Here is a 23127-nt window from a genome sequence, read left to right as displayed (position 1 = left end):
CCGCCCAGCGTGCGTCGCCGGCCGCGCGCGGCGAATCCTACTGACCTGGAGGCGCGCGGCCCGTTGCCGGGCCGCCGCGCAAATACGCATGACGCTATCCGACTCCCGCAGGAATGCGGTCGCGCTCGCGGCCGTCTGTCTTACGTCGCTGATGTTCGGCCTCGAGATCTCGAGCGTGCCGGTGATCCTGCCGACGCTCGAACACGTGCTGCATGGTGATTTCAACGGCATGCAGTGGATCATGAACGCGTACACGATCGCCTGTACGACGGTGCTGATGGCGGCCGGCACGCTCGCGGACCGGTTCGGCCGCAAACGCGTGTACGTGATCGGCACCGTGCTGTTCGGCGCGACGTCGCTGCTGTGCGGGCTCGCGCCGAACGTGCCGGTGCTCGTCGCGGGCCGGCTGCTGCAGGGCGCGAGCGGCGGCGCGATGCTGATCTGCCAGATCGCCGTGCTGTCGCACCAGTTCCGCGAAGGGCGCGAGCGCGGCCGCGCATTCGGGATCTGGGGGATCGTGTTCGGCATCGGGCTCGGTTTCGGGCCGATCGTCGGCGGCGCGATCGTCGCGCTCGCGAGCTGGCCGTGGGTGTTTCTCGTTCATGCGCCGCTCGCGGCCGTCGCGCTCGTGCTGATCGGCGGCGCGGTGCGGGAATCGCGCGATCCGCATGCGGGCACGCTCGACGTCGCGGGCATCGTCACGCTGTCGTTCGCGGTGCTCGGCCTTGCCTTCTACATCACCCAGAGCGCCGAACTCGGGCTCGCGAGCGCGGCCGGCCTCGGCGTGCTCGGCGCGACCGTGCTCGCGCTGATCGGTTTCTTCATCGCGGAGCGCGCCAGCGCGCGGCCGATGTTCGACTTTTCGGTGTTCCGGATCCGCGCATTCACCGGCGCGATCTTCGGCTCGATGGGGATGAATTTCAGCTTCTGGCCGTTCATGATCTACCTGCCGATCTGGTTCCAGGTCGCGCTCGGCTACGACAGCGTGACGGCCGGCCTCGCGTTGCTCGCGTACACGCTGCCGACGCTGATCGCGCCGCCGTTCGGCGAACGGCTTGCGCTGCGGTACGGGCCTGGCGTCGTGATTCCGGGCGGCCTGTTCACGATCGCGGCCGGTTTCGTGCTGATGCGGCTCGGCAGCGCGGCCGTTCACGCAAGCTGGCTGACGATGCTGCCGGGCTGCATGATCGCCGGCATCGGGCTCGGGCTGACCAACACGCCCGTCACCAACACGACGACGGGCGCGGTGCCGAGTGCGCGCGCCGGCATGGCGTCGGGCATCGACATGAGCGCGCGGATGATCTCGCTCGCGCTGAACATCGCGACGATGGGCTTCGTGCTGGTGGCGGGGATCGTCGCGAGCCTGCAGGGCGGGCCGGCCGGCGCGATCGGCGACGCGGCGCTGCGCCGGCTCGCGCAGGAAATCGCAGCGGGCCGCACCGACGGGCTGCAGGCGATCGCGCCGGCGCTCGCGCAGGCCGATCCGAGCGGCGCGGCGCTGCATGCGGCGCTCGTGCACGGCTTCGGCTGGGTGATGCTGTACGGCGCGGCGGGCGTGGCCGTGCTCGCGACCGCGAGCGCGGTGGCGTTCGCGCCAGTGCGGCGCGGGGCGGCCGTGTGCGAATGACGCGGGCGGCGCGCGGCGTATGACGGGTGACGGCCGGTCAGGAGGTTCCGCCGCCGAGCGCGCGGTAGAGCTTCATCTGGTTGTTGAGCCGGTTCAGGCGCGTCAGTTCGTCGGCGCTCTGCGCACTCCTCAGCACCTGCTGCTGGTCGAGCCACGGCTGCACTGCGGTCGCGCCGGCCGCGAAGCGCGCGGCGGCCAGCCGTTCGGCACGCTGCGCCTGGGCCAGCGACAGCGCGCGCTGTTCGGCTTCGCGTTCGAGCTGCACGCGTGCCGACAGCGCGTTCTCGACTTCCGCGAGCGCCGTGTAGAGCCGCTGGCGGAACCCGACCACCGCTTCCTCGTACTGCGACTTCGACACCCGGATCTGCAACTGCATCGTGTTCCACTGGATGAACGGCAGCGCGAGGCCGAGCCCGAGCGTGCCGACCGGATTCGTCAGCACGCGCTCGAGGCTCGTGCTCGTCGTGCCGGCGCTGCCGGTCAGCGTGAAGGTCGGGTAGAAGCTCGTGCGCGTCGCGTCGACCTGCGCGAGCGACTCGCGCAGCCGGAATTCCGCCGCACGCAGGTCGGGGCGCCGGCCGAGCAGGCTCGCGGGCAGGCCGGCCGCGACCTCGGGCGGCGCCGCGTCGGGTAGCGCCGACGGTTCGGCCGCGCGCTGCTGCGGCGGCCGGTCGAACAGGATCGCGAGCGCGTGGCGGTTCTCGGTGCGCTGCTGGATCAGTTGCGTCTGCGCCGCGCGTTGCGCGGCGAGGCTTTGTTCTGCCTGCGCGAGATCGAGCCCCGACACGGCGCCGGCCGCGTGCCGCGACCGGACGAGCGCGAGCGTGCGCTGCGCATACGCGATGTTCGCGTCGCCGAGCGCGATCTGCCGGTTCAGATAGCCGATTTGCCAGTACAGCGCCGCGGTCGTGCCGATCAGCGACAGCCGCGCGGCTTCCAGATCGGCGGCCGTCGCGTCGGCTTCCCAGCGCGCGGCATCGCGCAGCGCGGCGAGCCGGCCCCACAGGTCGATTTCGTAGCTGAGCGAACCGTTGAGGCCGCTCGAGCGGCTCATCCGGTGCGTATCGAGCGTGCGCGACACGGCGCCGTTCGCGCCGAGCGTCACGCTGGGCGTGAGGTTCGTATCGACGAGCCCGGCCTGCAACTGCGCGCGATACACGCGGATCGCCGCGATCGCGAGGTCGTTGTTGGCGCGCAGCGCGTCGTCGATCAACGCGTCGAGTTGCGGATCGCCGAAGCTGCGCCACCAGTCGCGCGTGGCGGCCGGCGCGTCGGCCGCGACCGGCGCGGCCCAGTTCGCGGGCATCGCGACGGCCGGCGGCGGTGCGTGGCGCGCACCCGCGCAGCCGGCGAGCAGCGCGGCCGCGCACGCGAATGCGCCGAGACGGTGAAGCGGGGAGGCGTGCGTGATGATGGCCATGTTTCGTCAGTCGCGCGCGAGCGCATCGATCGGGTCGAGCCGCGACGCGTTGCGCGCGGGCATGAACCCGAAAATCACACCGGTGAGCGTCGAGCACACGAACGCGGTCACGATCGCGCCGGCCGAGAACACCATCTTCCACTGCGTGACAAACATCGAGAACAGCGCGCCGAGCCCGAACGACAGCGCGATGCCGATCGTGCCGCCGAGCAGGCACACGAGCACGGCCTCGACGAGGAACTGCTGCAGGATGTCCGACTGGCGCGCGCCGACCGCCATCCGGATGCCGATCTCGCGCGTGCGCTCGGTGACCGACACCAGCATGATGTTCATCACGCCGATCCCGCCGACGACGAGCGAGATCACCGCGATCAGCGACAGCAGCAGCGTCAGCGACTGGCCGGTCTTCTCGACGGTCTTGACCACGCTGTCCATGTTGTACGTGAAGAAGTCCTTGCGGCCGTGGCGCTGGATCATCAGCTTCTCGAGGCTTTTCTCGGCCGCGGCGCTCGGCTGCCCGTCGCGCACGCGCACGGTGATGCTGTCGAGATAGCGCTGGCCGAACAGGCGCCCGCTCGCGGTGGTGTACGGCACCCACACGTTCAGGCTCTTCACGCTGCCGAATGCGCTTTTCTTGTCGGCGGTCACGCCGATCACGACGCACGGCACGTTGTCGACCAGGATCACTTCGCCGACCGGATTGCGCGTCGCGCCGAACAGCTTGCGGCGCGTGTTCTGATCGATCACGGCCACCTGCGCCTGGCGGCGCACGGCATCGTCGTCGAACGCGACGCCGAGCGCGAAGCGCATCCCGCGCGCCTGGAAGTAGCGATCGCCGACGCCGCTCACGAGCGCGTTGACGTCGATGTTGCGGTAGCGCAGCAGCAGCGTGCGCGACGTTTCGGGCGTCGCGCTGTCGACGTACGGCTGCTCCGCGAGCGCGGCGACGTCGGCGGGCACGAGCGTCTGGATCGTGTCCGCGCGGCTGTCGCCCCGGTCGGTGCCCGGATAGATGTTGATCGTGTTGGTGCCGATGCTGCCGATCTCTTCGAGCATGTAGCGCTTCGCGCCTTCGCCGACCGCGACGATCGATACCACCGACGTGATGCCGATGATGATGCCGAGCATCGTCAGCAGCGTGCGCAGCCGATGCGACACGAGCGCGATCCACGCCATCCGGCACGCCTCGGCGAAGCGGCCGGTGCCTGCCGCGAAGCGGCGGGCGGGTGGCGCGGGATCGGCATTGGCGACGGGATCGGCGCCGACGGGTGGCCGTGCATCGTCAGCGGCGGGCGCGGACGGCGTACTCGCGGCCGCGTCGGCGCCCACTTCCGCGAGCGCTTCGGCGGGCGCGTCCGCAAGCGCTTCCGCAAGCGCTTCCGCGTAGTGGCGGTTCGGCCGGTCGGCGATGATCTCGCCGTCGCTGATCTCGATGATGCGCCGCGCATGGCGCGCCACGGCCTTGTCGTGCGTGACGATCACGATCGTATGGCCGAGCGCGTTCAGCTCGTGCAGGATGCGGATCACGTCCTGGCCGCTTTTCGTGTCGAGCGCGCCGGTCGGTTCGTCCGCGAGGATCACCTGGCCGCCGTTCATCAGCGCCCGCGCGATGCTCACGCGCTGCTGCTGGCCGCCGGACAGTTGCCCGGGCCGGTGATGCGCGCGATCCGCGAGCCCGAGGCGCGCGAGCAACGCGCGGGCGCGGGCGTGCCGCTCGGCGCGCGGCGTACCCGCGTAGATCGCCGGCATTTCGAGGTTCGCCACCGCGTCGACGTGCGGCAGCAGGTGATAGCGCTGGAACACGAAGCCGAAGTGCTCGCGGCGCAACTGCGCGAGCTCGTCGCTGTCGAGCATGTGCGTGTCGCGCCCGCCGACCGTGTACGTGCCTTCGCTCGGATGATCGAGGCAGCCGAGGATGTTCATCAGCGTCGACTTGCCGGAGCCCGACGCGCCGACGATCGCGACGATCTCGCCCGCGTCGATCGACAGGTTCACGTTGTTCAGGACGACGACGTCCTTGTCGCCGGCCGGAAAGCGTCGCGTGACGGCGGCGAGTTTGAGCAGGGGCTGGCTTCTCATCGTCATACCGCGTCCGCCAGCGGCGCGCGCTCGTCCGGCGACGCCTCGCCGATCACCACGCGTTCGCCGTCCTTCAGGCCGGCCAGCACTTCGACGCGCACGTTGTTGTTGATGCCGATGCGCACGTGGCGCGTTTCCGTGCCGCCGTCGGCGCGCAGCACGCGCACCGCGTAGGTGCCGTCCTTGCGCTTGTCGCCGAGCGCGGCGGCCGGAATGCTGAGCGCGTTGCGCGCGTTGCCGAGCACGATGTTGACCTGCGCGGTCATCGCGATGCGCAGCCGATGCCCGGGATTCGGCACGTCGAACAGCGCGTTGTAGAACACGGCGCTGTTCGGCTTCGTGCTGCCGCCGCTACCCCCGCCGCCGAGCGCGCTCTGCGCTTCCGCGTAGTTCTGCGGCGCCGGTTCGATCGCGCGCAGCTTGCCGTAGTGGCGCTTGTCCGGTTCGCCGAGGATCGTGAAATACGCGGTCTGGCCGGCGCTCACGCGGATCACGTCGGCTTCCGACACCTGCGCCTTGACCGTCATCGTGTCGAGATTCGCGAGCTTCAGGATCACCGGCGCCTGCTGCTGCGCGATCACGGTCTGGCCTTCCTGCGTGACGATCGCGACGACTTCCCCGTCGATCGGCGCGACGATGCGCGTGTAGCCGAGGTTGGCCTGCGCGGTCTCGATCTGGATGCGGGCCGAACGGATCTGCGCGGCGAGCGACGCGAGCGTCGCGCGCTGCACGTCCAGCGTTGCGCGCGCGGCCTCGAACGATTCGCGCGACGTCGCGTCGTCGGGCAGCATCGCCTGCTGGCGGCGAAACGCGAGTTCGGCCTGCGTGAGCTGCGCGGCGGTCGACTGCTGCTGCGCGCGCAGGCTTTCTTCGCTGGCGCGCGCCTGGCGCAGCGCGTTTTCCGAAATCACCGGGTCGATCTCGGCGAGCCACTGGCCCTTCGTGACCTTGTCGCCGAGCTTGACCTTCAGCGTCTTCAACTGCCCCGACACCTGCGCGCCGACGTCGACCTGCCTGAACGCCTGCAGCGCGCCGGTCGCGAGCACCGCGTTCTCGAGGTTGCCGCGCGTGACCGGCGCGGACAGGTACTGCGGATGCTTGTCGGGCGCGCAGGCCTTCAGCGTGACGCCGGCGGCGATCGCGACGACGGCGAGGGTGGCCAGCACGATGCGCCGGCGGCGATGGGTCTTCTGGGTCATGAGCATGCAGCGAGGATGAAGCGGGCGCCGGCGATGCGTGCGGCCGGGCGGAACGATCCGGGAGGCATCTCGTGCCGGGCGTGTTGCCCGCGACGGGTTCCGCGTACGCATCGCGCGGGCGGGCCGAATCGAATCAGGCGCTCATGGTAAGCGAGGAATTCGCGCCAAATCGTGTGGAAATTGTGCTGAATTGTGTGGACGCCGCACCATCGGGCGGGCGAAACGGCGAGTTTGTCGCGATCTGCGGAACGGGGCAGCCGCGCGTGCGGCGCCCGGTGCTAGCGCTGCGCGGCGACGATCGCCATCATCGGCCGGTCGCGTTCCTCGTCGAGCGCGGGCTGTGCGACGACCTGTTCGGGCGTCGGCCCCCATTCGTCCAGATGCGTGAGCGCGAAGCCGCTGCCGATCAGCAGGTTCACGAGCGTGCCGAGCGTGCGATGCTGCTTGACGACGCCCGGCGCGAGCCAGTCGGTCACGCGCTCGCCTTCGCGCTGATAGCCGTCGAGCGGCCACGAGCGGCGGCCCTGCGCATCGACGACGAAACCGGGCCGGCGCGGCGCCGTATGGATCGGATGCTCGATCGAGAACACGAGCCGGCCGCCCGGCACGAGCGCGCGATGGATCGTACGCAGCAGCGTGTCGAGGTGAACGATGTAGTGGAACGCGAGCGAACTGTACGCGAGATCGAACGCCGCATCGGGCAGCGCGAGTGTTTCGAGGTCGGCGCGACGGTACGCGATCGCCGGATGCGCGGCGCTCGATGCCGCGCGTTCGAGCATCCGCTCGGACACGTCGATGCCGAGCACGCTCGCCGCGCCCTGGTCGGCGGCCCAGCGGCTGAACCAGCCGTAGCCGCAGCCGAGATCGAGCACGCGGCGGCCGCGCAGGTCGGGCAGCAGCGCGCGCAGCGCCGGCCATTCGGGGGCGCCGTCGAGCCCGTGAATCGAGCGGTTCAGGCGGCTGTAGCCTTCGAAGAAGGCGGGGTCGTCGTAGATGTTCTGAGTCATGCGGCGGCTTTCGTGCGGGGGCGGGCCGGCCGGCTGCCCGATCCCGCGAGCTTACGCGCGCTGGCCGCTCGCGTCGATCCGGCGTTGCGTATCGGCGTCGACGATCGCGCGGATCGCGCTGAACAGCGGTTGCGCGTCGGTGTAGCGTCGCCCGTAGCCGAGATTGAACGCGTAGTCGAAATCGGGCGGATTGCGGCCCTGATTGTGTTGCAGGATCGTTTCGAGCTTGTCGAGCGCCTTCGCCGCGCGGGCTTCCGGCGACGCGGCTGCCTCGTATTCGTCCCACAGTGCGACGATCTCGTCGCGCATCGTGCGGTCGAGCGACGCGGTTAGCGTCAGCAGGTCGTCGCGTTCGTGCGTGCTCTTGTCGGGGTGCGCGGCCTGCTCGATCGCCGGGATGTCGCCATGCAGCGCCTCGCCGAGGTCGTGGACGACGCACAGTTTCAGCAGCCTCAGCGCGTCGACGCCGGGCAGCGCGTCGGCGAACACGAGCGCCATCAGGCACAGCCGCCAGCTGTGCTCGGCCGTGCTTTCCGCACGGCCGGCCGACGTATGGCCGCTGCGCAGCACGTCCTTCAGGCGCTCGGCTTCGCGCAGGAAAGCGAGCCGCGCGTGGATCGTATCGGGATTCATGATCGGCGTCCTTGCGATGAACCGCCAAGCGTACGCCGGCCGGACGCGCTTCGTCCACGCATGAAATATGCGCGTGCGTCAGCGCGCGTCGAGCGTTTCAACGAGCCGCACGGCCGAGCCGTCCGACAGCGTCATCCGCGTCCACCGGCACCGGCTGCCGCGAATCGGCACGACGCGCGACGCATTCGCGCCGGTGTCGAACTCGACGCTCGGCGGCCCCGCGCGGTCGTGCCAGCCGAGCGGATCGAGCGCGGCTTCCATGCGGACGATTTCCGGCGTCGCGTAGCGCCACAGCGACGTGCCGAGCAGTGCCGAAAGCGGCTGCGAGAATTCGGCCGCGCGCGCCGGCGAGCTGGCCAGCAGCCGGTGCGTGAGGTCGCACACGAGATGCATGCGGCCCGCGCTGCCGGCGATCAGCCGCGCGAGCGCGTGGTCGCCCGCGGAGTCGAGGCGCGCGGCGAGCAGCCGTTCGGCCGTTGCGCGCTCGTCGGGCGACATCTGCTGAAGGCCGGCCTCCCAGCGCGAGATCGTCGATTGCGCGACGCCGAACAGTTCGGCTGCGTGGCTTTGCTTCACGCGGTGCAGCGCGCGCCAGCGCCTGAGTTGCGGGCCGAGCGGCGGGGGATGAAGCGGGGAGGCGGGCATGGTGGTGCTCCGGTCGATGCTGCCGTCGCGCGGCGCACGTCGCGACGGCTACGCCGTCCGTGCGGTTCGCTTCAGTTCAGTGGCTTTCGCCCTCGGAAGCCGGATTCTCGCGTATCCGCCGCACGTTGTCGAACCGGAAGTCTGCCGCGGCAGCGGGCGGCCGCGCGCGTTCGCGCCCGTCGAAAACGTTTTCGCGGCGCTTTCACCCGGCTCCGTCATATCTTATTATTCGGCCAGAGCGGCGCGTGCCGGCCGCCATCGGTCATGTCGACGGCATGACGCGCCGGCAACGATGACCGCCATCCGGCAGGCGCGTCGCACCATGCGCGGCCGAAACGACCGGGAACGCGAGGCCGCGCGTATCCCGAAAAAACGAGGGCGCAATGGTACGACTGGTGTTGCTGCTGCTGGGCATCGAATATCTGCGAACCCGCTGGCGCGGGTTGACCGTGCTCGGCTGGCTGTGGGTGGCCGCGGGCGTCGGCATTTTCCTCGACGCGCTCGACGGCGCGCTGCATTTCCCGATCGAGCTGTTCGCGTGGCTGTTCCTGATCGAAGGGCTCGCGACGCTCGCGGTGGCCGGCAGCGGGGTCGGCGGGCAGCGCATCCTGCGCTACGTGAAGGGCGTCGCCGTCGTGGTGGCCGCGGGGCTCGTGTTCGCCGGCCATCATCACGGCCACTTCCTGCTGTCGATGATCTTCGGCACGCTGTTTCTCGTCGACGGGCTGCTGCAGTGCACGTCCGCGTGGATGGTGCGCTATCGCCGCTGGCACGTCGCGTTCGCGTGGGGCGTCGTCGAGATCCTGCTGGCGATCTTCTTCTTCCAGCCGTACCCGACGCACTACGCGGGCACCGTGCCGTACTGCCTCGGCCTGCTGCTGATGTTCGGTGGAATGCACATGCTGAGCCTCGCCGCACGCGTGCGCCGGCTGACGCGCAACCCGGCGTTCGCGACGTCGCCCGCGCCGGATCTCGACGATGCGCAGGGCCTGCCGCAGTTCGCGCAATCCGAATGGGACGGCCCGCCGGCCGACGGCGAGCGGGCGCTCACCGTGCATGTATGGACGCCGACCGGCACGTCGAAGGCCGAAGCGCAGCGCTATCCGATGATCGACCGCTACATCGCGGCGGTGGACGTCAACGGCGTGATCTCGACCGGCCATGCGGCGCTGGAATCGCCGGAGGGCATCTACATCAGCCTGTATCCGGGCGTCGAAATCGATCGTTCTCCGGACGAATTCACGCGCATCCTGCGTGCGACGCGCGAGAACGACGTGCCCGGCCTGTTCCAGCCCGACTATGCGACCGAGTCGAAAGCGTGGTGCCCGTCGACCGTGCGCGTGCGCATCCGCAACTACGATCCGGCCAAGCTCGACGCGTTCTGGTCGTCGTACCGGCAGAACACGACGTACAACCTCACGCACCGCAACTGCTCGAGTACCGTGTCGAATGCGCTCGAGGCTGCGCTCGACGGGGCGGTGTGGCGGCTGAAGGGCGAGCGGGCCGGGTGGGGCGCGTTCGTGCGGCTGCTGCTCACGCCCGAGCTGTGGGTGGCCGCGCAGATCCGCAAGCGCGCGGTGACGATGGCGTGGACGCCCGGCCTCACGCTCGACTATGCGCGCGCGCTCAGCATGCTCGCCGATCCGCGCCCGTTCGCATGGTGGAAGGTCGCGCGCTCGGCGGTGAGCGCGATCATGGCGTCGCGCCGCGCGTGGCGCGAGCAGGACAGCGCGGCGTTGTCGCCTGGCGGATCGGAGGCGGCGTCGATGAAGTGAAACGCGTGGCGCCGGCCGCGGGCCCGGCATCACAAGGGGCGCTTGCGCACGGCCCGGCGAGATTGTCCGCCATCAGCACCCACGGATGACACAACCATGAACGAGACGAGGGCGTTCCGCATCCTGATTCCGGCCGCGCTGGCGCTGGCGAGCGCGGGCCTCGCGCAGGCGGACACGGACGAAGTGCTGCGCATGAGCGACGACGTGTACCGGACGTCGGTGTCGTTCTGCTCGAACGTCGCGGCCGCCGAGAAGATCGCATGCCAGGGCGACATGATCGCCGCGGGCAGCCGGATCGTCGCGGCGATGGGCGGCCTGCCGCCGGCTTCCGCCGCGGCGATCGACGAAGGCGCGCGCAACAGGCTGCCGCTGGAAGAACGCAACGGGCTCGCGCCTGTCCAGCCGGGTGCGATCGACAAGGACGACGATCTGGCCGGCCTCGCCGGCATGGTGCGCCTGTGCGACGTGTACGAGCCCGAACCGGCGTCGCGCGCGCGGCACCATGCGGCGCTGAAGCAGAAGGCGCCCGATGTCGCGCCGCGCGTCGAGGCGTTGCTGGCCGACGCATCGACGGCGGCGCGCCGGCGCGTCAGCATCGGCGTGTGGCAGATTCTCGCGCTCGAAGGCCCGCAAGCATCGGCGCGGGCGTGCACGCAGCTCGGCGCCTGAGGGATCCCCGCATTCTTTCGTGCACCTTCACATTCGTGCCACGTTGCGGCAGCAACAATCGCGAGCAGACATTCGACAACCTTGCGGCGCATCTCGCGCCCGCAAGCCCTTTCCGAGGAAACACGCCATGCTGAAGACGCTCGCCCGCGCCGCTGCCGCACTCGCCGTCGCTTCCGTTTCACTGCACGCCGCCGCGCAGACCAGCTACGACTACCTGTTGCTCGCCGCCTCGTGGGAGCCCGGCTTCTGCGCGTCGCACGACACGCCGGAATGCACGAACCTCGCCGGCTCGTATGCGGCGACGAGCCTGTCGCTGCACGGGCTGTGGCCGAACCGCTATGACGGCAACCAGCCGTTCTACTGCGGCGTGCCGCAGAACGATATCGATCTCGACAACGCGCACCAGTGGTGCAGCATGGACACGTACCCGATCAGCAGCGCGACCCGCGACACGCTGTCGACGTACATGCCGGGCGTTGCGTCATGTCTCGACAAGCACGAATGGTTCAAGCACGGCACGTGTTCGAATTCGGCGACGCCCGATGCTTACTGGAACCAGGCGTCGGGCATGATCAGCCGGTTGGGCAACACGTCGTTCAACGCGTTCCTGCAGGCGAACGCGGGCAAGACGGTCACGCGCAACCAGCTGCTGTCGGCGTTCGAAGGCGCGTTCGGCAGCAACACGCGCAGCGCGGTGTCGCTGAAGTGCACGAAGACGAACGGCGTGAGCTACTTCACCGAAGCGTGGATCGCCGTGAAGACGAATGCGACCGCGCAGTTTCCGAGCGCGGCGTCGCTCGTGACGGACGGCAATACGCAGGGCACGTGCCCGACGTCGGGGGTGTTTATCGCGAAGTGAGGCGGACGCGGCCGACGTGCGCGATGTCGCGCACGTCGCGGGCGGTCCGGGCTGCGGCAGGGCGGATCGCGTGGGCGTTCGAGAATGTCGGGCGTGCCGTCGATGGCGCGCATGGAGATTTGTCGGTCGGCAGCTTCCTGCGTCGGGCGGCGGCGCTCAATGTGCCGCGCGCGGCGTGCCGAACCATCGTGTGAGCGCATGCGTGGCGGCGTCGATGTCCGCGTCCACGTCGTCATCGCATGCCCAGGCGACGAAACCATCGGGGCGCACGAGCACCGCACGCAATCCGAACCGGTCTTTCGCGTCGCTCGCGATATAGGCGATGCGGTCGCGCCAGCGGTTTGCCGTCGCGTGAAGTGGCCGGCCGACATTGAAGTCCAGCAGCACACCCTTGCCATGCCTCGCGCGTTCGCCGAGCCGCGTGCCGTCAGTCAGTTCGAAGTCCGGAACGCTGCGGCCCACGAGCGGATGGCCGCCGCCGAGATCGTACGCGAGCGACACGCCCCACAGGCGCTCGGCGAAGTACGTCGCGCCGTCGCGCGTATCGACGAGATCGCGCATGATCGCCGCGAGCGCGCGCGAACCCGAGGACGGCCGCATCAGCGCGACCTGCGCACGCGACCAGTCGAGCACGCGCGCGCCCACCGGATGCCGTTCGTCCGTGTAGCTGTCGAGCAGGCCCGCCGGCGCGTCGCCGCGGATCGTCGCGGCGAGTTTCCAGCCGAGATTCATCGCATCGCCGAGCCCGAGATTGAGCCCCTGGCCGCCGAGCGGCGAGTGGATGTGCGCGGCATCGCCCGCGAGCAGCACGCGTCCGTTGCGATACGTCGCAGCCTGATACGCGCGGTCGGTCCACGTGGCGGCGAGCCGAAGCGTGTTCAACGTGACGCTGGCGCCGGACACGCGACGCAGCACGGCCTGCGCATGCTCGAGCGTCACCGGCGCGCTGCGATGGAACGCACCGCCGTCGAACTCCACCAGCGCGACGGTACCGGGCGGCGTGTACGTATACATGCCCGCCGGCGTGTAGTGACGGCCCGGCGGCAGCGCGCGCGGATCGGCGAACCCGGCTTCGATCGAATAACCGGTGAACTCGGCGTCGGTGCCGGTGAACGCGAAGCCGCCGGCCTTGCGGACCGCGCTGCGGCCGCCGTCGCAACCGACGAGCCAGCGTGCGCGGAAAGTCTCGCCGCCTGCGTACAGCGTGACGCCATCGTCCGACTGATCGAAGCCCTCGACGGCAAGACCGCGCCGAATCTCGACGCCCGTTGCGCCCGCACGGGCGGTCAGCACGGATTCGACGCGCGCCATGTCGGTCGCCATGTGCGTGCCGGCCGGGCCGGGCAGGTGATACGGCCACCGCGACGCATCGATGTCGTCGTGGAAGAACTGGATGCCCGCGAAATGGCCGGCCGGACGACGTGCTTGCTGCATCCAGTGCGCGGTGTCCTTTGCGTGGGTCGGCAGTGCGATGCCGTCGAGCAGGCCGCGACGGTAGAGCGCGTCGATGGTCGGCGCGGACAGGCCGCGCATGCCGAACGGGAGACGCTTCAGCGGAGATTCGGGATCGTCCGTCTGCTCGACCACCAGCACGGACACACCGGCGAGGCGCAGCTCGCATGCGAGAAACAGGCCGACAGGGCCGGCTCCGGCAATCACGACATCATGGGTCACGGGCGGATTCATCGGTGGCTCGGTTTCAGGCCAGGGCGGCCCGGTGTGATCGAGAAGGCGGTACCCCGGCATCGCGCCCGCTTCGGAAAAGTAATGGAACGGTGTTCCATCTGTGTGATATTGGAACGATGTTCCAGATGTGTCAAGCTGACGCGCATGAAAACCAGCAACCGGACCGAGCGGCGCGCGGATGCGTTGTCGAAAGAGCGGATCGTCGAGGCCGCGATCGGGATACTCGACCATGCAGGCGAGGGCGCGCTGACGTTTCGCTCGCTCGCGGCACACCTGGCGACCGGAAGCGGCGCGATCTACTGGCACGTCGCCGACAAGGACGACCTGCTCGCGGCGGCCGCGGATCAAGTGATCGCGGCTGCGCTGACGGACGTGCCGACGGAGCATGACGGCGATGCGGCGCACGCGCTCCGGCGCATCGCGCTGCGTCTGTTCGACGCGTTCAGCGCGCATCCGTGGGTGGGGGCGCAGTTGTTCCGCGAACCGTGGCAGCACGCGGTGCTGCGGATCCTGGAGCACGTCGGCGGGCAGCTTCAGGCGCTGGGCGTGCCGGAATCCGCGCAATTCGACGCCGCGTCCGCGCTGATGCACTACATCTTCGGGCTGGCCGGCCAGTACGCGGCCGGCGCGCGGCTGCACCCGCGTGAGACGGGTCAGCCGGAGATCGTCGCGGCCGTTGCCCAGCGGTGGGGGCAGCTCGATCCGGCGCAGTACCCGTTCGTGCGCAAGGTGGCGGCGCAATTGGCCGCGCACGACGAGCGCGCGCAGTTCCTGGCTGGCATCGATCTCATTCTGGCGGGAATCGGGGCGGCGGCTCGGTAAGCGGCCGTCCGGCGGACGGTTCCGAACGGCGGTGCCACGAGTCCGTCGTTACGCCAGCAGCCGCAGCGCATCCGCGAGCGACAGCACCGTCGTGCGCGATTCGAACGCGGTGGTGAACAGATGCTCGTGGACGATCGGGTCCGGGTCGTAGCAGCAATCCTTGACCGTGTAGAGGCGGAAATCGGCGTCGCTCGCGTGAGCGATCGACGACAGCATCACGCCGGTCGACGCGATGCCGACCATGATCAGCGTATCGATGCCTCGTGCGATCAGCCTCGCTTGCAGATCGGTGCCGAAGAAGACGCTCGCGCGGTGGGCGATGATCAGCGGTTCGTCGGGTTGCCGGGCCAGTTCGGGACACGGGCCGTCGTCGATGAACAGGCCGAGTTGCTTGATGCCCTGGCCGTTCTTGTTCAGCGGGCTGACTTCCGGATAGCCGGGGCTGAAGCGGAGGTTCGCGAACCAGACGCCGACGCCGGCCGCTCGTGCGGCGTCGCATAGCTTGCGCGTATTGGAGAGCAACTCGGCCGCGACCGACGGGAAGAGGCCGAGGATGTCGGTCTGGTAATGCATGACGAGCAGCGCGGTTCTGGATGGCGCGACGGCCGGGATCGACGCGGATGCGCCGCTGTGCGCGTGTACGGGGGAAGAAGCGACGACTTCCGATGCGTTGTCTTGATCCATGCGTGGCGTTCTCCGGTAATCGCTGCGGAAGGTCGGACACCCAAAACCGATTCGGCCCGCTCAGCCTTGAACAGTACATCGGCGGAGCGGCCGCAGCTAGCCGTGTTCGGGAAAGTGATATGTGTCTCAAAAATTCTACATTCCGGAGCCAAACAGGGCGTGTGGCGAAAATCGTGTTGCAAATTGGAGACGTTTAGTATCGCACGGACGTCTACTGTCACTTGTCGATGATCAGTGGATTAACGGAGGAGAGGAATGTCAATCGGCTCGATTTTGATATTTCCTATCTCAGTATTCAGGGTGGTTTTTTGGATCTTCGTGAGAACGATGAAGTCTCGCAGGGCGATTCCACGGAGATGTACCTGGTACTCCTTGTTGATTTGCGAGTGGTCTAAATAAATCAATGATTTATTGAGCTGATGTGAGGGTAATGGCGCCTCCTTGCCTCACGGTCTCCCTACGGGAACTGCTTCGTTTTTTGATACGTGATTTTTTATTGGATAACCTTTTCGAAGTGTCAAATTGTTTGCTTTTTAGAGGGATTGACTTGTGCATATTTGATTGGAGTATGCCGCGATCGCCGACCATGCAGCCACGGCGGGTGAACATTCACGGCTGAGAATATTGGTACGGCATTGCAATTTATGACACTGTGCTTTCGAGTGTTTTGATAAATTGCGGCGCGAGAGACCAATCATTACGCGGCTAACAAGTGAAGAAACGAGAAGGAATACGAAGCACTGATGGCGAACGGGGTGAAGGCGTCGCAGCAGTTCGGGCTGAATGTCGGCACGGCGCTGACCGACGCGCAGATGGCTGCGCTGACGAGCGACATCGTGTGGCTCGTGAATCAGACGGTGACATTGCCGAACGGCAGTCAGCAGACGGTGCTGGTGCCGCAGGTATATCTGCGCGCGAACGCGGCGGACGTGACTGGCGAAGGCACGATCATCTCCGGCAAGAACGTCACGGTCGATGCCAATGGCGCGTACAAGAACTCCGGCACGATCGCCAGCCGCAACGTCACGATCATTCATGCCGATTCGATCGACAACAGCGGCACGGTATCGGGTGGAACCGTGCTCGCGAGCGCGAACCAGGACCTCAATAATCTCGGCGGGTTGATTCAAGGCAACACTGTAGCGCTGTCGGCTGGCCGCGACCTCAATCTGACGAGCACGACCAGCTCGGCGAAGGCCGCGAATGGCAGCGCGACCGGCATCGACCGTATATCGACGGTCAATGCGGGTACGCTTCAAGCCGTCGCCGGCCGGGATCTGAACGCCAATGCGGCGGTGATTGCGACGACCGGCGATGCCGTGCTCGCGGCGAACCACGACGCCAATTTGAATGCGGTTCGCCAGAGCAGCCAGGATGCGGTGAAGTGGGATGCGCGCAATCATGCCGAGCATTCAGCGTCGATCGACACGGGCACGCAGATCGCGACGGGCGGCAATCTGGCGATCGTGGCGGGCCATGACGTGAATGCGACGGCCGCGTATGCGAATGCGCAGGGTGCGATTGGCGTGAGCGCCGGGCATGATGTGAATCTGAATGCCGGTGAACAAAGCGCGAGCGCGAACGACGAGCACTATCACAAGGAAAACGGCTTCCTGTCGTCGAAATCGACGCACACGATCGATTCGAGTAGTTACACCAATGCGGTGGGCACGACGTTGTCGGGCAATACCGTCGCGGTGCAGGCAGGCAATGACCTGACGGCGAAGGCCGCGACGATTGCGGCAACCGACGATGTGAGTCTTTCTGCGGGTCACGACCTGACGGTTACGACAGGGGACACGGCCTCGAGCGAATATCACTACAAGGACGTGAAGAAGTCGGGCCTCGGCAGTGCGGGCGCGGGGATTTCGTACGGCACGAACCAGACCATCGATACCAGCCGCGACACGGTGAAGGGTTCGCAGGGCAGCCTGATCGGCAGCACCGACGGCAGCGTGTCGATGGTAGCGGGCAACAAACTCCACGTGACGGGCTCCGACATTGTCGCGGGCAAGGACGTGACGGGCATCGCGAAGGAAGTGACGATCGATGCGTCGCAGACGGATCGCCATCACGAAGAAACGCACGAGGTGAAGAGTTCGGGTTTCACGCTGGCGGTGAAGTCGCCGGTGATCGATGCAATTCAGAACGTGAACCAGCAGGCGCAGGGTGCGGGCGGCAGCCAGGACGGACGTGCCGCCGCGCTGCATGCGATCGCCGCGGCCGGCGGCATGGCCGATCTGGTCGGCGCGACGGGCAATATGACCAAGGCGCTGAGCGATCCGAACGGCAAGCCGGAGGCGAAGATCGAGTTGAGTTTCGGTTCTTCGCACAGCAAGACGACATTCACCGAGGACAGCAGGCAGAACAACGGCAGCAGCGTGAAGGCGGGCGGCACGGCAGCGTTCGTCGCGACGGGCGACAAGAACGCGGGCCAAGGGAACGTGACGATCCAGGGATCGGACGTGAACGCGAAGGACGTGCTGCTGCAGGCGACGAACAAGGTCAATCTGGTCAACAGCACGGATACCGACAGCACGCGGAGTACGAACGAATCGAAGAGCGCGAGCGTGGGGGTGTCGTATGGCACCGGCGGATTCGGTGTCTCGGCGTCGATGTCGCGTGCGCACGGCGACGCGAATTCGGATGCGGCGACGCAGAACAATACACACATCAACGCGAGCAACACCGCGACGATCATCAGCGGCGGCGATACCAATATCGTTGGAGCAAACGTCAACGCCAACAAGGTGATGGCGGATGTGGGCGGCAACCTGAATCTCGCGTCGGTGCAGGATACGAGCCGCAGCGAAGCCCACCAGAGCAGTTCGGGTGGCGGGTTCAGCGTCAGTCAGGGCGGTGCGAGCGCCAGCGTCAGCATGCAGAACGGCCATGCGAGCGGTAACTATGCGGGCGTGAACGAGCAGGCTGGGATTCGGGCCGGGGACGGTGGCTTTGACATCAACGTGAAGGGCAATACGGACCTGAAGGGAGCGTATATCGCGAGCACGGCGACGCCGGACAAGAATCAGCTGACGACGGGGACGTTGTCGTTCTCGGATATTCAGAATAGTTCGAGTTACAACGCGAGTAGCTTCGGGATCAGTGCTGGTGGCGGTGTGGGTGACGGTGGGAACAACTATGCGACGCACGGGCCGACGAGCGGGAAGAATACCGGTGGCGGTCAGCCGCTGTATGTGAGCGAGAGCGACAGCAGCAGCGCGAGTACGAAGAGCGCGATCAGTGCAGGCGCCATCACGATCACGGATCAGGCGAACCAGAAACAGGACGTGGCGACGCTCAACCGTGATACGTCGAATCTGAATGGCACGGTCAGCAAGACGCCGGATTTGCAGCAGGTGTTGAGCAATCAGTCGGATTTGAGCGGGGCGGCGCAGGCTGCGGCGGAGACGATTGCAAAGCAGATTGGCAGCTACGCCGATAAGAAGCGCAAGGAGGCGCAGACGCATGCAAACAACACGACTGATCCGACGCTCAAGGCACAGTACCAACAGGAGGCTGATAGTTGGGCCGAGGGTGGTGACAATCGTGTTGTGCTGCACATTGCCGGCGGTGCGCTGACGGGTGGGTTGACCGGCGGTGGCTTGGGTGCGGTTGGTGGCGCGGCAGGTGCGGGCGTGTCAGCTAAGCTTGCCCCGCAGCTGAGCGAGATCGCGCAGTCGATCAAGGATGCGGGACCGACCGGGAACGCTAACGTCGACGAACTGCTGGGAAATCTGACATCGAATGTGCTGGCTGGTGGAGCTGGGGCGTTGGCCGGTGGTGGGACTGGTGCGTTGACTGGGGGGAGTGCTGATCGGTTTAATCGTCAGTTGAATCAGGACGAGCGACAGTGGGCGAAGGATAGGTCGAAAGACTTCGCGAAGTTCTACGGGGACAAGACCGGTCAGAAAATAACGGCTGAACAAGCGCAGAATATGTTGCTGGCGAATGGTTATCGTTTGGTGGATGCGGCGGCTAGCAAGGGCCCGGGCGGTGATCAGGTTGCGGTGGCTTACATCAGCAGCAACGCGGGAGGGTTGTTCCAGAAGGATCAGTACTACAACGATCCGTTCAAGTATGGGAACAAGAATGGATCGTTGACGCCGGAACAGACAGCGTTGAATGCCGGGCGACCCGCGCCTCCGGCACCGAGTTATACCGTCGGTTTAGGCGTCTACTATGGCGTAGGAATGGAGGCAGAGATTGGGTTCAACGGTTTAATACCTACGGACGCGCGCATGGGGTTCGGTGTCGGGGTAGGCGCACATGGATGGATTCAAGGCGCAAGTCAGGGAGGTTCCGTGGACCTGTTCAGCTATGGTAGAAATCCAAACCCTGGTGATTATCGAGTGGGTTCTTCAGCGAGTGCTGGTCTTGTTCTCGGCCCCATTGCGGGGCAAGTTGGTGTGGGCGCCGGGCTGTATTCCAATATTACCGGCACTCCGGAAACAGGTTTCTATTGGCAATCTAAGGGCGGGATTGGTGTGTCGCCAACTATTGGCGTTGGGGCAGAGGCTAAGTTTAATATTTTTGATTTTAGTTATAAGAAAAGGTGATTTCTGTGAAAAATAATGATGTCGCTCTACTAAGGTTCAATAGAATTAGATGGGTAATAATTTTTTTGTTGGCTAGCGGACTTATTTCGTTTCCTTTTTTTGGATTGTTGCCGGTTCAATATCAATGGTTGTCTGCGGTAACCGTATTGATGATTGTTGTGACGTTGCTCATATTGATTGGTGTCTGGTATCGGTGTCCATACTGCAATGTTATTCCTCGTGGTGATCCGATTCCATATGTTGATCTTGTGGCGAAGAAGTGCTCGTCGTGTGGCCGTTTGTTGCGCAATTAGCGGCGTAATTTGGATCGCTTCAATCGGCAGTTGAATTAGGGCGAGCGACAGTGGGCGAAGGATAAGTTGAAAGACTACGTGCCGCCGCGTTCCATACGATTGCGGCGGCCGGCGGCATGGCTGATCTGGTCGGCGCGACGGGCAATATGACCAAGGCGCTGAGCGATGCGAACGGCAAGCCGGAGGCGAAGATCGAGTTGAGTTTCGGTTCTTCGCACAGCAAGACGACATTCACCGAGTACAGCAGGCAGAACAACGGCAGCAGCGTGAAGGCGGGCGGCACGGCGGCGTTCGTCGCGACGGGCGACAAGAACGCGGGCCAAGGGAACGTGACGATCCAGGGATCGGACGTGAGCGCGAAGGACGTGCTGCTGCAGGCGACGAACAAGGTCAATCTGGTCAACAGCACGGATACCGACAGCACGCGGAGTACGAACGAATCGAAGAGCGCGAGCGTGGGGGTGTCGTATGGCACCGGCGGATTCGGTGTCTCGGCGTCGATGTCGCGTGCGCACGGCGATGCGAATTCGGATGCGGCGACGCAGAACAATACACACGTCAGCGCGAGCAATACGGCGACGATCATCAGCGGCGGCGATACCAATATCGTTGGAGCAAACGTCAACGCCAACAAGGTGATGGCGGATGTGGGCGGCAACCTGAATCTCGCGTCGGTGCAGGATACGAGCCGCAGCGAAGCCCACCAGAGCAGTTCGGGTGGCGGGTTCAGCGTCAGTCAGGGCGGTGCGAGCGCCAGCGTCAGCATGCAGAACGGCCATGCGAGCGGTAACTATGCGGGCGTGAACGAGCAGGCTGGGATTCGGGCCGGGGACGGTGGCTTTGACATCAACGTGAAGGGCAATACGGACCTGAAGGGGGCGTATATCGCCAGCACGGCGACGCCGGACAAGAATCAGCTGACGACGGGGACGTTGTCGTTCTCGGATATTCAGAACAGTTCGAGCTACAACGCGAGTAGCTTCGGGATCAGTGCTGGTGGTGGTGTGGGTGATGGGGGGAACAACTATGCGACGCACGGGCCGACGAGCGGGAAGAATACCGGTGGCGGTCAGCCGCTGTATGTGAGCGAGAGCGACAGCAGCAGCGCGAGTACGAAGAGTGCGATCAGTGCCGGTACCATCACGATTACGGATCAGGCCAACCAGAAGCAGGATGTGGCGACGCTCAATCGTGAGACGTCGAATCTGAATGGGACGGTTGGCAAGACGCCGGATTTGCAGCAGGTGTTGAGCAATCAGTCGGATTTGATCAACGCGGCGCAGGCGGCGGCGGAGACGATTGCAAAGCAGATTGGGAGCTACGCCGATAAGAAGCGCGAGGAGGCGCAGACGCATGCAAACAACACGACTGATCCGACGCTCAAGGCACAGTACCAGCAGGAGGCTGATAGTTGGGCCGAGGGTGGTGACAATCGTGTTGCGCTACACATTGCCGGCGGTGCGCTGACGGGTGGGTTGACCGGCGGAGGCTTGGGTGCTGTTGGTGGGGCTGCCGGTGCAGGTGTGTCGGCGAAGCTCGCTCCGCAACTGAATGAGATTGCGCAGTCGATCAAGGATGCGGGGCCGACTGGGAACGCTAATGTCGACGAACTGCTGGGAAATCTGACATCGAATGTGCTGGCTGGTGGAGCTGGGACATTGGTCGGTGGCGGGACTGGAGCGTTGACTGGGGCGAGTGCTGATCGGTTTAATCGGCAGTTACACGAGGACAGCAAAGCGAAGGAACAGACGCTAGCGAAGAAACTGGCGGCGGAGAGCGGCGGGAAATATACGGAGCAGCAGATTCAAGAGCAGATGGCGCAAATGGATCTGGTGATGAGCGATGGTGGTGTGCTGCCGGGCAATGTACGCGTTGCATCGGGCGACCAGCCGCAAGACGGGACGGAGTGGACACGGTACGGCGTGAACAAGGCCGGTCAGACGGTGTGGACGCAATCGCTGGGGCCGGGTGATCCGGATTTGCAGGCGTATATTGTGAAGGGAGCGCAGGGTAGCGGGTTCGCGTATCACGCGACGACGACGGGCAAGAATCCGGGCTTGGCTCGTGCTCCGGACTTCGTGAACTTCCAGATTGATTATTTCGTGGGTAGTGTGTGGGGGACGTTTACGCGGGATGGGAACGCGTTTTTCGGAACTGGTGTCAATATGGCGCTTCCCAATCCCGTTCAGGCATCGGCAAGTATTACTGCGGGCTGGCTCAATCGAACGAGTGTTGCTCCTGGCCAGACGAATAACTTCGCTGGAGGCTATGCCGGTGGCATGACTGGTGCTTATGCAATATTTGGCGCAGGCATCATGAATTCACCGGGTAATGGAACGGCGACTATTATTGGTGTTGGCGGTGGGGTTAGCGCAGGGAAGAACACCAATGTCGGTGGTGTCGGTGGCGGGTTCAGTAATGATCAAGGTAAGACGGGAATTAGGTGGTAAATATGGTTGGAATTCCAGGTTCGACTCCTAAAACACGTGCGCAAAAGATAGTCGGGGTTATCGTCTTTGTCGCCCTGATGGGTTTCATCGTGTACGTGGTGTTGAAGAACATCTTCTTTAGCTGACCGTTCCTGCGTACAACAATGTTAAGCTGCTTCCGCTCACAAAAATGCTCTTGCCGGGAGTAAACTAGCCATTAATGTTGTTTGGGGTCGGGGCGAGGGGAGTTGCGGTTTACAATGATGTATCTAAAGAAATCAAGTCTAGTCATCCATGAATGCGAATATCGCTACAAGGGCGTGAAGGAGTCTGGCCTCGGCAACTCGGGGCGCCAGGATCTCGTACGGCACGAACTAGACGGCGGTCTCAAGAATCAGATGCAACGGTTATCCAATCCGGCGACAGCCAATTCCATCGCCATAGCCTCTTCAGGGGGTTGCCGGTCGAGGGCTTGGCGAGGGCGGCCGTTCATCAAATTGGTAATGTCGTTCAATTGTATCTGGGTGACGCCTGACAGGTCCCCCCGTGGGCAGAAACTGGCGCGGCAGGTCGTTGGTATTTTCGTTGCTGCCTCGTTGCCAAGGGGCGTAGGGGAGCCTATCCGAACCTTTGTGTGTGAGGCATAAACTGATGGCCAAGGAGCCACGTTATGCCACGCAAACGTAAGGAAGAAGCGACCGTAGAACCGGGCAAGGGCTTGAACCTGGACCCGGAACTGAT

The 23127-nt window shown here is 65.6% G+C and carries 14 protein-coding genes and 1 pseudogene; 7 read left to right on the top strand and 8 right to left on the bottom strand.

Annotation, left to right across the window (positions count from 1 at the left end; all coding sequences use genetic code 11):
* Positions 1-88: 88 nt before the first annotated feature.
* Complete coding sequence (locus LGM42_RS17520; RefSeq protein ID WP_226232749.1) at positions 89-1627, top strand: MFS transporter; 1539 nt, start codon at positions 89-91, stop codon at positions 1625-1627.
* A 37-nt stretch (positions 1628-1664) separates the two neighbouring features.
* Here the strand turns inward: LGM42_RS17520 and LGM42_RS17515 are convergent, their stop codons facing one another.
* From LGM42_RS17515 to LGM42_RS17490, 6 genes are all read right to left on the bottom strand, one after another.
* Positions 1665-3047, bottom strand: a complete 1383-nt coding sequence (locus LGM42_RS17515; protein WP_060310586.1) for an efflux transporter outer membrane subunit — start codon at positions 3045-3047, stop codon at positions 1665-1667.
* Between the two features lie 6 nt (positions 3048-3053).
* Entirely contained in the window at positions 3054-5132 is a 2079-nt protein-coding gene (locus LGM42_RS17510; protein WP_226232748.1) for a MacB family efflux pump subunit, read from the bottom strand.
* The gene (locus tag LGM42_RS17505) at positions 5129-6325 is read right to left on the bottom strand and encodes an efflux RND transporter periplasmic adaptor subunit (protein ID WP_059640876.1); all 1197 of its coding nucleotides are present in this window, start codon (positions 6323-6325) and stop codon (positions 5129-5131) included. The genes LGM42_RS17510 and LGM42_RS17505 overlap by 4 nt, the downstream gene beginning before the upstream one ends.
* Positions 6326-6603: 278 nt before the next feature.
* Positions 6604-7332, bottom strand: a complete 729-nt coding sequence (locus tag LGM42_RS17500) for a class I SAM-dependent methyltransferase (RefSeq protein ID WP_060310587.1) — start codon at positions 7330-7332, stop codon at positions 6604-6606.
* A 51-nt stretch (positions 7333-7383) separates the two neighbouring features.
* Positions 7384-7965: an HD domain-containing protein gene (locus LGM42_RS17495; protein WP_059584536.1), complete on the bottom strand. Its 582-nt coding sequence runs from the start codon at positions 7963-7965 to the stop codon at positions 7384-7386.
* A gap of 78 nt (positions 7966-8043) precedes the next feature.
* On the bottom strand, positions 8044-8610 hold the full coding sequence (locus tag LGM42_RS17490; RefSeq protein ID WP_060310589.1) for a helix-turn-helix domain-containing protein: 567 nt from the start codon (positions 8608-8610) through the stop codon (positions 8044-8046).
* Positions 8611-8993: 383 nt separating this feature from the next.
* On the opposite strand from LGM42_RS17490, the gene LGM42_RS17485 reads away from it, so the two are divergent.
* The 3 genes from LGM42_RS17485 (at position 8994) to LGM42_RS17475 (ending at position 11913) form a co-directional block, all read left to right on the top strand.
* Positions 8994-10385 carry an HdeD family acid-resistance protein gene (locus LGM42_RS17485; RefSeq protein WP_226232747.1) on the top strand — a complete coding sequence of 464 codons (1392 nt, stop codon included), beginning with the start codon at positions 8994-8996 and terminating at the stop codon, positions 10383-10385.
* Positions 10386-10481: 96 nt separating this feature from the next.
* A complete protein-coding gene (locus LGM42_RS17480) occupies positions 10482-11054 on the top strand; it encodes a hypothetical protein (protein ID WP_226232746.1) in 573 nt (190 codons plus the stop codon).
* A 127-nt stretch (positions 11055-11181) separates the two neighbouring features.
* Positions 11182-11913 (top strand): ribonuclease T2, encoded by a 732-nt coding sequence (locus tag LGM42_RS17475; protein ID WP_226232745.1) that lies wholly within the window; start codon positions 11182-11184, stop codon positions 11911-11913.
* A 156-nt stretch (positions 11914-12069) separates the two neighbouring features.
* Here LGM42_RS17475 and LGM42_RS17470 read toward each other — a convergent pair whose 3' ends face one another.
* Entirely contained in the window at positions 12070-13599 is a 1530-nt protein-coding gene (locus tag LGM42_RS17470; RefSeq protein ID WP_226232744.1) for an FAD-dependent monooxygenase, read from the bottom strand.
* Between the two features lie 33 nt (positions 13600-13632).
* Here LGM42_RS17470 and LGM42_RS17465 point away from each other — a divergent pair, with 33 nt between their 5' ends.
* Positions 13633-14421, top strand: coding sequence for a TetR/AcrR family transcriptional regulator (locus LGM42_RS17465; protein WP_226232743.1), 789 nt, complete (start codon positions 13633-13635; stop codon positions 14419-14421).
* 48 nt (positions 14422-14469) lie between these two features.
* On the opposite strand, the gene LGM42_RS17460 is transcribed toward LGM42_RS17465, so the two are convergent.
* On the bottom strand, positions 14470-15105 hold the full coding sequence (locus tag LGM42_RS17460; protein WP_226232742.1) for an isochorismatase family cysteine hydrolase: 636 nt from the start codon (positions 15103-15105) through the stop codon (positions 14470-14472).
* A 719-nt stretch (positions 15106-15824) separates the two neighbouring features.
* Here LGM42_RS17460 and LGM42_RS17455 point away from each other — a divergent pair.
* A pseudogene (locus LGM42_RS17455) lies at positions 15825-19239 on the top strand (hemagglutinin repeat-containing protein); the annotation flags it as partial.
* A gap of 864 nt (positions 19240-20103) precedes the next feature.
* Positions 20104-22407 carry a hemagglutinin repeat-containing protein gene (locus tag LGM42_RS17450; protein ID WP_413227419.1) on the top strand — a complete coding sequence of 768 codons (2304 nt, stop codon included), beginning with the start codon at positions 20104-20106 and terminating at the stop codon, positions 22405-22407.
* The last annotated feature ends 720 nt before the right edge of the window (positions 22408-23127 follow it).

Origin of the sequence: Burkholderia sp. AU39826 (assembly GCF_020419965.1) — a bacterium.
Lineage (GTDB): Bacteria > Pseudomonadota > Gammaproteobacteria > Burkholderiales > Burkholderiaceae > Burkholderia > Burkholderia semiarida.
Note: the sequence above shows the minus strand (reverse complement) of the source record. Positions and strands in the feature narration are given on the sequence as shown.